Raw genomic sequence first — 16,717 nt, 5'->3', positions numbered from 1 at the left:
AATTAGCTTTTGTAACTAATTTTTAAGATTAATTAAGTCTTTTAAAATTGAATAGGTTTCTGCAATATAAATATCTTGTGATAATTGATTGATAATGCCGGCATTTAAAGAATCATTATCCGTGTTATAATTGATTGCTTTTTCAGTAGAAGCGGTGTTGGACACTGCGATTACGACCTGGTCAGTGTCATTAGGGAAAATTTGATTATATAATGTTCTCTTTTGTTCTCTAGTTTTATTGACCTCGTCTAAGGTAAGTGCATATTGCGGTCCTAAAGCAAAAATACTTTCTTTTAGCTTTATATTATTTTCGGCTATCTGTGTAAATGCAGTGTTGACAGATAAGCGTTGTTTGTTTTTACTAATTAGTGTGCTGTAATCCTTCTTTTGTAATGGTTTAAATATTTGTTCGGGAGTAACGGTATCGTTTTGTAAAACATAGTCATAAAACTGCTCTCCGCTATCCAAATCATTATAGACAGACGGTAATTTTAAATCAGGAATAACACCAATGGCTTGATGACTTTGCCCCGTGACACGGTAAAATTTTTCCATAGTAATTTTGCAATACCCTATGTTTTTTGTGTCGTCTAGAGCAATAATGCTTTGTGCACTAGATTTACCATGGGTTGTGGATCCAACAATTAATGCCCGATTGTAATCTTGCATGGCTGCAGCAAAAAACTCTGAAGCAGAAGCACTATAGTTGTTAACTAAAACAATGACAGGTTTACTAAAATAGGTGCCACGTTTAACATCTCTAATCGTATAGGTGTCTTTAAGGTTTGTTTTTATTATGGTAACTGGTCCACGATCTATAAACATCCCTGTTAATTCAATCGCTTCTCCCATAGAGCCACCACCATTAAAACGTAAATCGATAATTAAACCTTGGATGTTTTGCTTTTGAAGTTTGTATAATTCCTTAGCAAAATCAGAGGTTACACCACGCCCGTTTATAGACTCGTCGTTAGTATAAAATCGAGGGATTTTAATATAGCCTAAAGCCTTGTCTTCACCTATTAAAAAGCCTTTAATCGCATTGTCTTCGACTTTAATTTTAGTTTTAGTCAGTGTAATATTTTGCTCTGTTCCGTTTTGTTTTTTAATTAAAAAAGAGATCGTTTTATGGTCTTCTTTATTACTAAAAGCTTCAATAGCATCGTTGGACACACACAAAGTCTTTAAAGTGGTCCCATTGGCTGTTAATGAAATGATGACATCTTCAGTTTCGATATTACCATTTTTAAAAGCAGCACTTCCGGGCGTAATTTGGGCTATAATAATTTGTCCTTCATTATTTTTTTCTGTCGTAATACCAAAGGACAGCTGGTTACTAGATAAACCACTTTCGTAGATTAGTTTTTCTGTAGGATTAAAAAATACCGAGTGTGGGTCATGATATTGTAAAAAAGCATTAATAAAAGCATCTTTAACGTACCGATCTAAACCACCACTTATGCTAGAAAATTGTTCTAATAAACACAATTCATTTTTAATAACATCTAAACGTGTACTAGCTTCTAAGGTTGCAAAATTAGCTTTGATATATGCTATGTCGTCGTTATTGTCTAGCAAACTAGTCATAACTTTATAACCGACTAATTTTTCTATACTGGTTGCTAAAGCGTTATAATCTTTGTAGTAAATATATTGATCTGACGGTTTATATTGCAATGTTAAACCTCCGGAATAGTCGGGAATGGTTGTGTTTAATTGTCCCAGAATTGTTTTAGTATTCTCAATACGTGTAATCAATACTGCTTTGAACTGCTCGACAAACGTGCAATTATCACTTAATAAATAATCATCTATTTGAAATTGATCCGCTTTAAATTGCGCAATATCTGTTTGAAGAAAGTAATCTTTGTCTTGGTCTAAGCTTGTAATAAATAAATCAAACACCCCTTTGGATAAGCTATCATTAATGGCTTTAGGCTGGTAATGGTTTTCTTTTACTAATTTTTTTACAGCAACTAACTGTTGACAGAATATGGTGTCTGTTTGCCCATAAGAAACACTAGAAAAGATAACAATAAGTAGGAGTAGGGGTTTGTACATTTAGGGGATTTAAAAGTTTAATCTTCTTCCTCTTCCACAATATGCTCTATTGCTAAGGCTAATTTAAAATCTTTATCAGTAACGCCACCTGCATCATGTGTTGTTAGTATTATTTTTAACACATTATATTCGTTAGTCCATTCTGGATGATGATTTAATGCTTCACATTCAAAAGCAATTCTGCTCATGGCGCTAAAACAATCTTTAAAATTTTCGAATTCAAATTCGGCTTGTATTGCATTATCAAAATACTCCCATTCTGGAAGTCTTAATAAGCGCTGTTCAATTTCTAATGGGGTAAGTGTACTCATAATTTTTATTTAAAAATAAGGAATTTATACTTCTAATTCTGTTAAAATATCTTGACTTACTAATTGCAAGTGTTTTGGCAATTTGTTTACTTTAGATAAAACCGCTAAATAGCGATCATCATTAGTTGTAAAGACTTGTTTAAACATGGGATTAACCACGCCAAGTGATAGCATGATTTCTTTAAAAAAATCGTCATGATGCACTAAATCCGAGCTGCCCAAGTGGAAAATGCCGGATTTGTTTCTGTTAATTAAATAATGAAGTTGTTGCGTCAGCTTAGTATCCGTAGTGACATTCATTATTAAATTAGGAAACACTTCAATAGGTTGTTTTTCTTTTATAAAAAACTTAATTTCTTGTATTCTTGGCGATTGTGCACCAAAAACCATGGGTAATCTAATGATCGTTGCATGACCTTTAGGCAAACGCAATAGCATATTTTCTATTTTAATCTTAAAATGCCCATACATACTATGGCTTAATGTTTTGTCAGTTTCATAACTAGGAAACTTACTATAAGCATCAAAAACATTGGCAGAAGATAAAAATAACAACTTACTATTATTAACAACGAGATATTCTGCAATATGCTGATGCGCAATAACCTGAGCAGAGAAGTTTCCTCTAATGGCCGAAATGATAATCGTTGGTTTTACACTGTTTAGGATTTCAAAAATATCATCTTCTTCTATGTTGTATTGGAAGTAGTGCTGATTTTTTTCAAAACCATAATTATCTGTACAATAGGTTCCGAAGGTTTGAAAGTAACCGCATAATTCTTTGTAGATGGCTTGCCCCAAAAAACCACTAGCACCAAGTATAAGTATGCGATGTTTGTTATTTGCCTCTTTCATTGTTATACGGTAACGTTTAGAAAACAGATAAATTGGTTTGGGTCGTAAATTGTTCTAAAGCTTGCATCCCTAATAAGGAGTTACCTTTAGCATTTAAACCAGGTGCCCAAGTTGTAATTACAAAATGGTTAGGTAATAAGGCTACAATACCACCGCCAACACCACTTTTACCGGGTAAACCAACTTCAAAAGCAAACTCTCCAGATTCGTCATAAAAACCGCAGGTTAGCATAATAGCGTTAATACGTTTGGCTTGACTAACCGTAATATGTGGGATGTTATTGATACATTTTCCTCCGTTAGCAAACACATAAAATGTTTTAGCAATTTGAGCGCAGGTCATCTCCAAGGCACATTGATGAAAATAGAAATCTAAAACCACTTCGACATCATTATTAAGATTGTCAAACGATTTTAAAAGGTTAGCCGCAGCAAAATTATTATAACCAGTTAGCCGTTCGGACTCTGCAACTTTGTAATTATAAGTAATGGTTTGATCGTTAGCAATGGCTCTAACATAGTCTAAAAAGTCCTCTTTTGGGTTTTTAAATTTGCTACACAAGATATCCGCAACAACAATAGCCCCAGCATTTATTAAAGGGTTTCTTGGTATACCGTTTTCTAGCTCTAGTAAAGATAAATGGTTAAACGGGTTACCAGAAGGCTCTACATCTACACGTGTCCATAAATTATTATCTTCAAAAGCGATGGCTTTGGATAAGGATAATACCTTGGAAATACTTTGAATAGAAAAAGGCACTTCAGCATCACCGGCTTGAAATGTACGCCCATCCATGTGTTGCATGAAAATGCCAAACGAATTAACATCTTGCTTGGAGAGTTCCGGAATATAAGAAGCAACAACACCCTTAACAACATTGTCTTTTAAGTTATTATGGATGTTGTGTATTACTGTGTTAAAATCTAACATAAGCTATTATGCCTTATAAAACGGAAGTTTTACAACTGTTGCAGGCACTGCATTTTTACGAATCTGAATATTAATTTTACTATTGACATCAGTAAAAACGGTTGGTACATAACCTAAACCAATCCCTTTACCAAGCATTGGAGACATTGTTCCAGAAGTAACCACACCAATTTTTTTACCTTGCCCATCAACAATATCGTAACCATGTCTAGGTATACCACGTTCGTCAAGCTCAAAAGCAACTAATTTACGATCAACACCACGACGTTTTTGATCTTCTAAAGCAGCACTATTAGTAAATGTTTTATTAAACTTTGTAACCCAACCTAAACCAGCTTCAATAGGAGAGGTCGTATCGTCAATATCATTTCCGTAAAGGCAATATCCCATTTCTAAACGTAACGTATCACGTGCAGCTAAACCAATTGGTTTGGCACCAGCTTCCGTTACTTTATCCCAAATTTGTTTTACTTCGTCATTTTTGCAATAGATTTCAAAACCACCACTTCCAGTATAACCAGTAGCAGAGATTATAACATTATCTATTCCAGCAAAATCACCAACTTCAAAATTATAAAATTTAATAGCTGCTAAATCATGACTGGTTAAAGCTTGCATTTTTACCACTGCATTTGGTCCTTGAATCGCTAACAGCGAGTAGTCTGAAGATAAATCACGCATCTCAGCATCTACCGTGTTTTTAGAGCTAATCCAATTCCAATCCTTTTCAATATTACTAGCATTAACAACTAATAAATATTGTTCTTCCTTTAATTTGTAGATAATTAAATCGTCAACAATACCACCATCATCATTTGGCAAACAAGAATATTGGGCTTTACCAATGGTTAATTTAGTCGCGTCATTACTACTTACACTTTGTATTAAAGCTAAAGCATTAGGACCTGAGATTAAAAATTCACCCATGTGTGATACGTCAAACACACCGCAATCTTTTCTAACGGCTTCATGTTCGATATTTACACCATCATATTGGACAGGCATATTGTAACCTGCAAAAGGAACCATTTTTGCACTAAGTGCTTCGTGAGTTGCTGTTAAAGCTGTATTTTTCATTTGGAATATATTTTTGTTTTACCGTCAAGCGGAAAGGTTTAAAATTGTCAAACAAAAGTATTGAAAAAATATTGAGTTGCTTTTAGGATTGGAAATAATATCAAGTTAAAGTTTGTGAGGCTTAACTATTGAAACCAAACAGATCGTTTTGTAAAGGGATTTTAAAATGAAAGTTTATTATTTTAAATCAAACCGACTTAATTTTCCTATTTATTGGATTTTACCAGTGCCAACCATTCTATTGCTGTGTCGCTTAATGTTTCTATTTTGGCCTGATAGTCAGGATTGGGTTTATACCAATTTTGAGACAGGTAAAACTCCTGAATTACTGCAGTCTTAAACACATAACCATTGAGGGCAAAAGGAAGGTTACGGAGTATTTTAAAAGAGTTTTGGTCTACAGAGGTTGTACAAGTTGCCTGCGCGTCATCGTCCAGGATAATCGCTTCTGGTAAGTTATGAAGCTTATAATCAAAGGACGTATAGTTTTCTTTCATGTACGTGGCAGGAGCGTAGAGGTACAGTTCGTCTTTTGGTTTAAAATTGGTCTTTTTAAAGGTTATACCGCCCGTATACGTTATAAATTTTGTGGCTGTATTAGTGTTATAGGTATTTGTATAATCTAGACTTCTTCCATCCGCTATGGTCCATTCTTTTTTGTCGTTAAAAAAAGTATTTGGTAAATTAAAGTTTTCATTCGTTCCCATATCAATGTGTAATGTAAAATCATCAATTTGGTTATTTCCCCATCTATTAGCAGCCGTTAGGATATAATCAAAACTGTATTTTTCCATAACGGAGCCTGACATATTAAAGCGGTAGGTATGTTTAACGGTGTTAATACCAGGTTTAAATTTAGCTTCAAAATGGTAGACGTAGTAAAAATCGGGTACATTAGTATTAAATTCTTCCCCAATCACCTCGTCTTCCGTTTTAGAATCTATAGTATTATTAATATAATAATTTTCGGTATTAACTATCGCGGTTTTAAAAGGGATTAGTCCATTATTCATCAACACATCAAACTTTGAAATATAAGGATGCGCCCCATTTTTAGGATACCCATTAACATCTCCACTAGGTGAGGGCGCTTCAAAACCGACTAAAATTGTTTTCGCCTGACCTGGATTAAAAAACGTGTAGTCCACAGTAACATAGACGTAGCTTCCGTCATTTTCTGTTTTTCGGATAAGCGTTAAAATCTCTTTAGTAATACAAATTTCTGTTTCGGTAATAGGGATTAATTGATTTCCAGAAGCGTAGTATGCCCCGTCATTGGCAAAGCTAGAAAATGAAATTAATATAATAAGTAGCGTGGTTTTAATATTCATTTTAAGTTGTTTTTACCGTCAAGCGGAAATTAGTAAGTACTGTATCACAAAAGTATTGAAAATTATTAAGTTGCTTTTAAGAAGTCAATACTAAGCCGTAAAATTTTATTAGCGTAGCACACTGTTTAAAAACTCAAAAAAAGTAGGATCCTGTTATTAATTACAAAAACTAGTTTCAATTGTTAAAAAAATTAGTAAATCTAGCCATTACAGGGGGTATTATACTAAACAAGCGTTAAACCGTGTGGGTTTTTTTGGAAACCAGAGGTTGTAGAGGTAACTTGAAGTATGGAAAATATATTAGTAGCAGGTGCCAGCGGTACCACAGGAAAAAAAATAGTTAATCTTTTAAACGAATCTCAATATTTTAACCCAATTGCAATGGTTAGAAAAGAAGCGCAAGTCGCTTATTTTAAAGCCAAAAATATTGATACTGTTTTAGCCGATTTAGAGCAAGACGTTTCTGTAGCTTTTAATAACACGATAGATAAGGTTATTTTTGCTGCAGGATCCGGAGGGAAAAAAGTAGTAGAAGTAGATCAAGAAGGGGCAAAGCGATTGATAGATGCGTCCAATAAAAATAAGGTTAAAAAGTTTGTCATGTTAAGCTCGATGGGAGCAGACCATCCAGAACAAGCAGAGCAGTTGCAGGCGTATCTAAAAGCAAAACATAATGCAGACGAGTATTTAAAGTCAAGTGGACTAAACTATAGTATTGTTAGACCAGGCGCTTTAACTAATGGCGAATTAACTAATACAATACAGTTAGACACTAAGTTAAATAAAAGCGGAGAGATTAGTCGTAATGATGTGGCTCAAACTTTAGTAAGCTCTTTAAATGACGATGTTGCAAATAATGCGACTTTCGAAATAATAAAAGGAGATACCCTAATTGGTGATGCTTTAAGTGCATTAAATAAGTAAGACGAGTAACTCTTATTTTAAGATTGCTGATGAACAAAAAAAAGCTACCGTTTTGGTAGCTTTTTTTGTTGTTTTGAATTTGGTTAGCGGTTATGCTATAAAAAGTAAGGTAGCTTTTCGTTTTCGTCTTAGCTAAATCTTTTTATTTTGTTTTATCTTTTTTTTGTACTAAAGCCGAATCAAAAGATTTGGCGGACTTAATAAATAGTTATAGACATTTGTTTAATCACCAAATCCCGTATTAACTATAAACATTGTTGGCAGCCGTAGTTTTATTCACAATGTTCTTCCTTTATTTCTCTAAGTAGTTTGAAATCGGTTATTTCTAAACCTAGTGATTCTGCTTTTTTAATTTTCGAACAAGCAATTTCAAATGAATCTTGATAATAATAAACTATTGCCAAATTTGCGTAAAATGAAGATTGAGTAGAATCTAATTTTATACCTAGTTCAAAATCCTCTATTGCCTCATTATCTTTTTTAATTTTATAATAGAGTAAACCTCTGTTGTTGTAAAATTCAGGGTAATTTGGATTAATACTTATTGCAGTATCTAGTAAAGTAATTGCAGTTTCTAATTCGTTTATTTTTGCATGTGCTTCTGATAACTCAAAAAGTAAGCTTAGATTTTTAGGCTCTAGTTTTCTCCCTTTTTCATATACTTTTATTGCGTCAGAATAGAGTTGTTGGTTTTTTAAGCTGTTTCCTTTGTCATTAAGTTCTTTAGTTTCTGGAAGTTCAAATTCGAAAGGTATTGATTTAACGTAACTTTTAGGTTCGCCATATCTATCATACCAAGATTGAGGAATATAATGTCTTGGTGATTCATTAAATTCAAAGCCAAATAGAGGAATTGACAATATCAAATATAGTAATGTTACTATTGTTAATTTTGTTTGCTTTTCTCTTTCGGTAATTAGATAAACTAGAGCAGAAATTATGAAAATTGGAAGAATGATTAATGTTGGATAATCTCCGAAAATATGATAGAGATACTTTGTAAATAAGCAAAAAGACATTAATACTAATAAGATGTTTAGGACAATAATTTTTTTCGAAACTTTATTTTGAAATCCACTGATTGCCTTTTTTATATAAAAAATTAATAATCCTAGAAAGCCTAGAGTCAACAGAATATTTCCACCAACTATGTCATATACTCTGAGTAAAATTCCAATTGGAATAAGAAGAATAGTTAGTATAAAGAGAATGTTTTTCATAATTATAACTGTGAGTTCAAATGATTACGGAATTTTTTGACTATTGATGCCAACGTTTATGTGTAAGGAAAGTAGGTGATTTCGAAGTATTGAACTTTCAGTTAAGCACAAAGCTTGATACGAACCCAAATCCTTGAATTTACTACTATTCCGATTTTTTTCTTCCAATTTGCTAAATATTCATGTTTGACTATATATGAAATTTTATTTTTTACTTTGATGTAATTCTGTTTCTAATTGAATTAAATTATTTAACACTTCTTCCACAATTAATGAATCAAAATCATCTCGGTCTGATTCCTCATGTGTCCCTTTATTAAGATAATTCCAAACTTGATTATTGGATGTTTCAAGACCAATGAACCACGATAAAATATTTAAACTCTTTTCAAAATCCGATACTTTTAATGCTTTTAGTTCTTTTCTTAATGAATTAACAATTCCCATTAAATCAGGTGGTAAAAATGGTGCTCTTACTTTATAACTGATTTGAAAAACATATTTTTTTGAAGCCCTGCGCCATAAATCATTACTCAAATTCTCAAGAGCTCTTCTACATTCCATTAAACAATCTCTATGAGAATGTTCTTCAATATGTGCGGAAGCCTTATTTAAATAATGCTTTGTTGTTTCCTTTTTACGAATAGTTTTTGAAACTGGCTTTAAAAATGTAAATAAAACGCATTCATCTTTGTAACCCTTTTTTGTGAAATGCTTATTCTCAATATCTTTTATGTATTCTTCTGAATGAGAAGTAATAATAATTTGTCTTTCATTAATAACTGGATTATCAAAAAGCAATTCTCTTATTCTGCCTCTATGGTCATCATCTATAGCATTAACAATATCATCAAAAATTATAAATGGGAGTTTGTCTTGAACAACTTTCGCAAGTAATATTGATAGACCAAGACACCTTGTGTGTCCTTCGCTTAAAATATGCATTGCATCTAATTCAACCTCTGGATTATCCTGAAAAGTAACTTTTACATTATCTCCTGCATTGGAAGGCAAAATAATTTCTTCAATCAATTCGAAGTTGCTATCCCCACGATTTATGAAGTTGTAGAATTCTTTGGTTAATTGATTCAAGTTTTCTACAAGAGATGAAGGTAGTTCTTTTTTGTACCTATTGAGTTTCTGTAGTAAGGCGCTGTATGCCTCAATGAATTTTTTATTATCCTCTAAGATTATTTTCTCTTTCGCAATCTCATCAATTAAAGGTTTGTTCTTGATATCAAAATCAGCTACCGCTTTTTTTGCTATGCTAATTATTTCCTGATGAGGTTTTATGTTTGATTTGAGGTCGTCAATTTCTTTTTTTAATTTAATTAACGTGGTCTTCTCATCCTCTAAGACTTTTTGACTTTCAAGATGTTTACTTGTTTTTGTGTTTAATTCCATGGTTTTTTGGTCAAACACAAGCAAAGTACCTTTTTGCAATCTAATATTCTCAAAAAGCTTCTTTACATCCTGTATGTATTTTTTATGCTCGGATTTTTCCTTTTGAAAATTTTTAAGTTGCTCTGGAATATCCACAATAATTTCCACTTGTAATTCCGAAGCGCCTTTCTTTCGACTTTCAAAATCATTTGAAAAGCTATAAATGTCAGAAACAAGTTTATTCCAAGCATTATCTCTGTCTTGCTGAATTTTAGCAATCCCTTCAAGTTCTTTTAATTTGACTCTTGCATTATCGTATGGATTTATTTTAGTTTCCTCAATAGCTGTTTCACATACGGGACATTTATCAGAAAGTATTTCTTCAAAATTTTGAACCAACTTAAAAATTTTAACAAAGCTTATTTTATCCTTTTCTTGCTCAAACTTTGTGTTGTTTTTCTCAAATAGGGTTATGTGTTTTTCAATTTTTAAAACAGATTCTAATAATTCGTTTGTGGTTGTATAAGTAATTAATTTCCCTTTTGGTCTTTGTAATTGTTCATCAATAAGTGCAATTCTGCCTTTTGTAATTTGATTTCCATTGATATATATGTCTAATTCATCAAATGTCTTATTTAGTTTGCTGTTCTCTACAATAGATTTTTTCTGACCTTCTAGTTCGGATTTTTTTTCCGTTGAGCTTTTTATGTTTTGCTTTTGACCGGCTAGTTCTTGGGTTTTACCATCGAGTTCTTTTTGTTTTAAGGACTCTACAGGAATTTTACTTGAAATATTTTCTGTAAACCCATTAATGAATGAATAAAACTCATCTAATCCAAATAGAGTAGCTAATAAATTTTCTTGCTGTCCTTGGGTTTTAGAGGAGTATCGAGCAAAGTCAATAATTCTATTCTTTTCAATAAAGCAGAAATAATAGCTGTCTGGACTAACTTTGATGTCAATTATTTCTCCTTTTGAATTTGTTCCTGCCAATATAGGTTGCGAAGACTTTTCGGTATGAACATTTGTAATATATTGTTTTACGTCTATTCGTTTTGCGTCTGCTTCACTTAAATAGCCAAGTAGAGAATATTCCAATGCTTCACAAAAACTGGTTTTCCCACTTCCATTTGGCCCATATACCAAAACTTTGGGTTTGTCAAGGTCAAAAACTTCCTTAGATGCAAACCCTCTGAAATTATCTATTTCAATGCTTCTTATCCTTGTAATATCATTACTGCTAGATTTAGTTTCATCTTCTATTTTTGGTAAATCTTGGCTTAACTTATCTCTATTTTGATTAATCAATTCGTTTAACAAAGAAGCTCTTTTTCCCGCTGCTGTACCGACACTTGCAACCGAATCAAAATTGTCTAAAATTAGATTGATCAATTTAATTTCATAAGGAGTTAACTCATCAGGTTTTAATGTTTGGATGAACTGGTTGTATTGAGATTTAATTTTGTTGAATGACATCCTTAGATTTTTGGTTTATTTATTTCTGGTAATTTAAAACCCTCCCATTTTGGCCAATCTTTAGGATCTCTTTTTATCCCAAAAATTGATTTAATGGTGTCATCTGAATTAAAAAACTCTTCTTGATTCTTTTTTTCAATTTCTGATTGAATATTTAGCCTGTGAATAGCTTTTTCTAAAATTTGAAGAAGTTCTACGCCTAAAATGGCCACTTTTGGATTCTCCAATTCTGAATTTTCTGTTGCTATTGATATCTCATTCATTAAATCGTGAATGAAATCTATATAAAATAATTTTTGTTCATTTTGTACCTGAAAAAATTCGTGTTTTTTATTTATAACAGCTTTGTTTACACTAATTTTATTTTTAATTGTTTTTATATTTTTTTGAAATAATCTATAGCAAGCACCCGCACAGGCATCTTCATTAGAGGTTTGTTGACCATCTTCAAGAAACCTTTTAAACCTGTTTACTATTCCATTGTCAAGCTGATTTAATAAAGTATGAAATGAGTCGCATTCAATGTCATGCATAAACTTATTTCTTATTATCATGAGCAGTTCAAAGTTTGAATTCTCTTCCTTTGATAAAACCCCAATATCATTTAATAAATCAACTTTATTTTGAAAACTGATTTTCCCTTTGTTGCTGAAGAGTTTGGTGTTTCTCTTATCACTAAATAGCCCTAAATTCAATAGAAGTAAATCATTGATTGAGTTCTCAATGAATAAAGAGTATTCGAGTATTCTGCCCCTTAACTCAATATTTAGCTGTTTTTCTATACTCATTTAAGTTTCTTTTTTCATTTGTATTCAGTCCACTTATGCCACGTTGTAGATAATCTCATTAACTAAACATATAACTATTCAATAAGTCAAAGTTCGATTTTTTTGCGAATCTGTTTTTCGTGATACGTTCATTTTTAGGCTTGCTTACAACGTTTATGTATAAGAATAGTTGCGGGTTTGTATGCGAGGATTTTCCGAAGGAAAATCAGACGTTACAAACACGCAACGACCTCTGATTAAGCACTAACCGCAATTATTTTTATACGGTGTTGTGGTGTCGTTTTTTATTTATCGTATTCCTTTTGTTTTTAATTCAGCGTAAACTTCTTGAGTTCCGTGAATTTCTTTTCCAAACGAAATATCAACATCATATTCTATTCTGTATTCGTTCAAAACTTCGTCTATTTTTTCTTTTTTATTTTTCGCTATCTCAATTTCTTGTCGGTGTTTGTTTAAAGTTCCGAATGCCATTCCGAGAGGCGCAAGTCCAACAGCCATAACTATTATAGGAACGGTTGATATTACTCCGCTATCAAAAATATATTTTCCAAATAAATATCCTCCAACTATTACAGCAATCCCGATGATCACAAAAACTCCAAAATATGTATAAGTCAAGAGTTTTTTCCGCTTGAAGTTTTCGTATTCTATATTTACTGATTTTAGTTTGTTTTCAAACTTTTCATTCAACTCAATTTTCGGACAAGTTTTATTAAATTCAGGTTTTCTGTCGTTTAATCCACAAGTTGTGCCAATTTTTAAACTTGTCTTTTGATTGTCGCACAAATCACAATGTCTTGCTAAATCCATTAAATATTCAGTTCAATTTTAGTTAATTTTTCGATTTCAGTTCATTCTGCTCAAATGCACCACAACTCGTTATATGATTACTAAACTTCCAGATATCCCGTAAAATATTAGTAATAACATTGCTTTTTGATTAAAATTAATAGCACGAAACTACAATTAATAACCAAAGTGTACAATACGTATAACTACGTATATTTTACTGTTAATTAGGGATTAAATGTACACTAAGTTTTTGTAGGCTGTTTACGGATAACCTCATTGTTGTAAAAATAGTGCGATACAAAGCAATATTTGTAGTGGCTTTTGGCTTAATCTATTAAAATAGTATGGGGTTTTGTAGCGGTTACTAGTGTTGGTAAATCAGGATTAATATTTGACAAAGAGTATAAAAGTACTGTAGTTAAAAATTAATGAGATTTTCTTGTTATTTCACACAGTACTTTGTTATGTGTAGGCTTTTCCGCTGTTTGTTTCAAGTTCCTAACTTATTTACTATTTCTCGAATTTGTGAATTATCATCTAATTCGAGACTTTTAATGTAATACTTATTAGCTGAAATCGAATCTTTTTGAGATAAATAGAAATCTGCTAAATCTTTGTACGTACTCGCATCATTTGGATAATAATCAATGTTTAATTCAAATACTTCCTTCGCTTGATTGGGTTGTTTGTGAAAATTTAACAACATATAGGCTTTTGAACTTACCCATTGTTTTTCGGGTTTAAAATTATAACCAAATTTTTGAGAGATAATTTCAAAGTGTGATTTTGTCAAATTAACAAACCTGTCTTCTTTTGTTTTAGGGATAAAATATTTACTTCGATACTTATGTTCCTTTTTAAATTCAAACCAAGGATAGAAAAACCGAAAACCATCTTTTTGTGCGGGATATACTGTACTTCCGTGAGTGTCATTCTCGTAGTATTTCCAATCCATATTTAAATCTGTTTCTATATGTTCTATTTGCTTAATAAGTTCAAGTGAATTACGAGCATGATTATTTGCTCGAATTGAATCTTTTTTAATACTCTCCAAACTACTACCAAAAGTTGCAGTATTGGCAATAGCAATGAAAATTTTTTTATCATTTAAACCCATTCCGTTAAGAGTATAATTTGGATTTTTGAGAAAGAGTTCATTATCAAAAGAGAGACTTCCATCTATCATCAAGTAATTGTCAAACATTTCTGGTTTGCTTGTTAAAGCATTCATAACTACCGCGCCACCTAAAGAGTGACCTACAATTGTTCTGTTATCAGAAACTGGATAATTCTTTTCAATGTATGGAAATAGTTCCGTACTCATAAATTCTAAAAACTTATTTCCACCACCATATTGTTGGGGTTTTCCAGCTGTCGTAGGCGAAAAATCCATCATTCTGCTGTTGAAATCTATATTTGGAATAGCGATGACAATCATTTCGGGAAGTATTTTAGTGTCATTTAGTTCGCTATACTGCTTTAACATTGCTACAAATGGAAGAAACGAATAATGCCCATCCAAAAGGTATACAACTGGATATTTTTCTTTCTTTCTACTTGGGTCTTTTGCGCTTTCGGGTAGATAGATTAAAAGTTCTCTGTCTTGGTCAAGTATTCCAGAATTTAGCCTATCCGATATTCCGATTTGTATTCCGTTGATTTGTTCAATATTCTCATCTTTTTTTTCTGACCTTTCTTCTGATTTTTGGCAAGAAATAATGCTCAATAGTGAAATTGCAATTAATAGTTTTTCAAAATTTATCATTTTAGCACGATGTTTTTTTAGCTTACACATAACGAGTTCGTGTATGGTTCAGTTGCGTTGGCTAGGACTAAGTTAATAAACAAAAACGAACCAGAGGAAATTCCGAAGGAATTTTCCAAATAAGCAACGACCAAAGCAATTAATTATACACGTTGTGCCTGTTGCACAACGTGTTGTTAAAGATATATAAATTTCGTATATTTAGTAATGCAAGGCACAAAAATATATCAAGAGAAATTATTCAACAATTTCCAGTTGAGTCGTCGGGTTCCCCAAGACAATTTTTATAGACGACTATCAGAAATTTTAGACTTAGAGTTTCTACGAAATCAAACAAAAATCTATTACGGAAACTGTGGACAAAAAAGTTTAGATCCCGTAGTGTTTTTCAAATTCTGTTTAGTGGGGTATTTAGAGAATATCACTAGCGATAGAAAACTGGTATTACATTGTAGTCTTCGACTGGATATTCTTTATTTTCTAGGCTATGATATCGATGAAGAATTACCATGGCATTCCACGGTAAGTAGAACACGTCAACTGTACCCAGAGTCGGTTTTTGAAAGTCTATTTACTCATGTTTTCAAAATGTGCGTAGACATGCAAATGGTAAGCGGTCACACCCAAGTTATCGACGCCGCACCAGTTAAAGCAAATGCTTCTATGGATAGCTTAGAACTTAAAGTGCCAGAAGAAGATTTAGAATCTCATTTACGAGCAGTACGACATATAAGCAATAGAGATAAAGCAGTACCACTTCGATCAGCAAAAGTTAATAAAGCCCCAAAATCGCAACAAGAATTATCAGCAAGCCGTCAGGAATTACAAGCGATAAAGAGCCGAAACAAAAAATGGTCAAAAGATCAAAACCATCGTCCTGGAGCAGGAAATAAAGGTTCCCGTTATACTAGTAATAAAACGCATTATAGTCCAACCGATCCCGATGCTCGCATAAGTGTAAAACCAGGAAAAGCGAGAAAATTAAACTATTCAAGTCAGCTCACGGTAGATGCCGCACATCATGTAATAAGTGACATCAAGGCCTATCATGCCGATGGCAAAGACAGTCAGCATTTACCAGATATTGTATTGCGAGTAAAAAGACGCTTATGGCAATCGGGTCTTACCATAGACACCTGTCTCGCGGATACTGGTTACAGTAGTGGCGAGAATTATGCTTTTTTAGAAAAGCAAGATATTACCAGTTATATTCCCCCACACGGCACCTTTAAAGGAGGCCCAGATGAATTTATTTATAATGAAAAAGAAGATCACTACACCTGCCTCCAAGGGAAGATAATCCCTTTTAAAAAGGTGTTTTACGAAAAGAAGAGCAACACCAAAAAGAAGGCCTATAGAGGTTCAAAAAAACTTTGTATAGATTGCCCAATACGAAGCGCTTGCTTAAGTAAAACGGCACAAGAAAAGTCATTTTCCGTAACGTATTACCGCGCAGAATACATGCGGAATATAGTACGAGTTGATAGTAAAAAAGGAAGCTATATGAAAGGAAAACGACAAAGCACGGTAGAGCCTGTTTTTGGTACACTAACTCAGTTTTTAGGCATGGGAAAAGTAAATACCCTTGGGATTAAACAAGCTAATAAGTGTATGCATCTATCCGCAACAGCCTATAATCTTAAAAAGTATTTAAAATATATGAAAAACCTGCCAGAAAGTATAGCGGGACTACTCGCTTTTATTAAAAGTACCAAAAACTACCTAATAAGCCTTCGAATGCTATGTTTTAAGCCACTTGAATTTTAGAGAAAATATGGCGTATTAAAATCAAAAACAGCTTAA

13 protein-coding genes are annotated in these 16,717 nt (G+C 32.6%); 2 read left to right on the top strand and 11 right to left on the bottom strand.

What is annotated here, in order from left to right:
* Positions 1-15: 15 nt before the first annotated feature.
* From H0I26_RS14050 to H0I26_RS14025, 6 genes are all read right to left on the bottom strand, one after another.
* The gene (locus tag H0I26_RS14050; protein ID WP_218699651.1) at positions 16-2,061 is read right to left on the bottom strand and encodes a carboxy terminal-processing peptidase; all 2,046 of its coding nucleotides are present in this window, start codon (positions 2,059-2,061) and stop codon (positions 16-18) included.
* Positions 2,062-2,078: 17 nt separating this feature from the next.
* Positions 2,079-2,372 carry a 4a-hydroxytetrahydrobiopterin dehydratase gene (locus tag H0I26_RS14045; protein ID WP_101018782.1) on the bottom strand — a complete coding sequence of 98 codons (294 nt, stop codon included), beginning with the start codon at positions 2,370-2,372 and terminating at the stop codon, positions 2,079-2,081.
* 24 nt (positions 2,373-2,396) lie between these two features.
* On the bottom strand, positions 2,397-3,227 hold the full coding sequence (locus H0I26_RS14040; RefSeq protein ID WP_218699650.1) for a sugar nucleotide-binding protein: 831 nt from the start codon (positions 3,225-3,227) through the stop codon (positions 2,397-2,399).
* Between the two features lie 16 nt (positions 3,228-3,243).
* On the bottom strand, positions 3,244-4,158 hold the full coding sequence (locus H0I26_RS14035) for a glutaminase (protein WP_218699649.1): 915 nt from the start codon (positions 4,156-4,158) through the stop codon (positions 3,244-3,246).
* A 6-nt stretch (positions 4,159-4,164) separates the two neighbouring features.
* Positions 4,165-5,235, bottom strand: coding sequence for a glycine cleavage system aminomethyltransferase GcvT (gene gcvT, locus H0I26_RS14030; protein WP_218699648.1), 1,071 nt, complete (start codon positions 5,233-5,235; stop codon positions 4,165-4,167).
* 206 nt (positions 5,236-5,441) lie between these two features.
* Positions 5,442-6,566 (bottom strand): YARHG domain-containing protein, encoded by a 1,125-nt coding sequence (locus H0I26_RS14025; protein ID WP_218699647.1) that lies wholly within the window; start codon positions 6,564-6,566, stop codon positions 5,442-5,444.
* A 288-nt stretch (positions 6,567-6,854) separates the two neighbouring features.
* Here H0I26_RS14025 and H0I26_RS14020 point away from each other — a divergent pair, with 288 nt between their 5' ends.
* The gene (locus H0I26_RS14020) at positions 6,855-7,490 is read left to right on the top strand and encodes an SDR family oxidoreductase (protein ID WP_218699646.1); all 636 of its coding nucleotides are present in this window, start codon (positions 6,855-6,857) and stop codon (positions 7,488-7,490) included.
* 272 nt (positions 7,491-7,762) lie between these two features.
* On the opposite strand, the gene H0I26_RS14015 is transcribed toward H0I26_RS14020, so the two are convergent.
* From H0I26_RS14015 to H0I26_RS13995, 5 genes are all read right to left on the bottom strand, one after another.
* Positions 7,763-8,710, bottom strand: coding sequence for a tetratricopeptide repeat protein (locus H0I26_RS14015; protein WP_218699645.1), 948 nt, complete (start codon positions 8,708-8,710; stop codon positions 7,763-7,765).
* Between the two features lie 204 nt (positions 8,711-8,914).
* The gene (locus tag H0I26_RS14010) at positions 8,915-11,569 is read right to left on the bottom strand and encodes an AAA family ATPase (RefSeq protein WP_218699644.1); all 2,655 of its coding nucleotides are present in this window, start codon (positions 11,567-11,569) and stop codon (positions 8,915-8,917) included.
* Positions 11,570-11,571: 2 nt separating this feature from the next.
* Complete coding sequence (locus H0I26_RS14005; protein ID WP_218699643.1) at positions 11,572-12,357, bottom strand: hypothetical protein; 786 nt, start codon at positions 12,355-12,357, stop codon at positions 11,572-11,574.
* 288 nt (positions 12,358-12,645) lie between these two features.
* On the bottom strand, positions 12,646-13,167 hold the full coding sequence (locus tag H0I26_RS14000) for a hypothetical protein (protein ID WP_218699642.1): 522 nt from the start codon (positions 13,165-13,167) through the stop codon (positions 12,646-12,648).
* Positions 13,168-13,639: 472 nt separating this feature from the next.
* Positions 13,640-14,914, bottom strand: coding sequence for an alpha/beta hydrolase-fold protein (locus tag H0I26_RS13995; protein WP_218699641.1), 1,275 nt, complete (start codon positions 14,912-14,914; stop codon positions 13,640-13,642).
* A gap of 207 nt (positions 14,915-15,121) precedes the next feature.
* On the opposite strand from H0I26_RS13995, the gene H0I26_RS13990 reads away from it, so the two are divergent.
* Positions 15,122-16,681, top strand: coding sequence for an IS1182 family transposase (locus tag H0I26_RS13990; protein WP_218699640.1), 1,560 nt, complete (start codon positions 15,122-15,124; stop codon positions 16,679-16,681).
* The last annotated feature ends 36 nt before the right edge of the window (positions 16,682-16,717 follow it).

Origin of the sequence: Olleya sp. HaHaR_3_96 (assembly GCF_019278545.1) — a bacterium.
Classification (GTDB): domain Bacteria; phylum Bacteroidota; class Bacteroidia; order Flavobacteriales; family Flavobacteriaceae; genus Olleya.
This window is presented reverse-complemented; position numbering and strand designations above follow the sequence as displayed.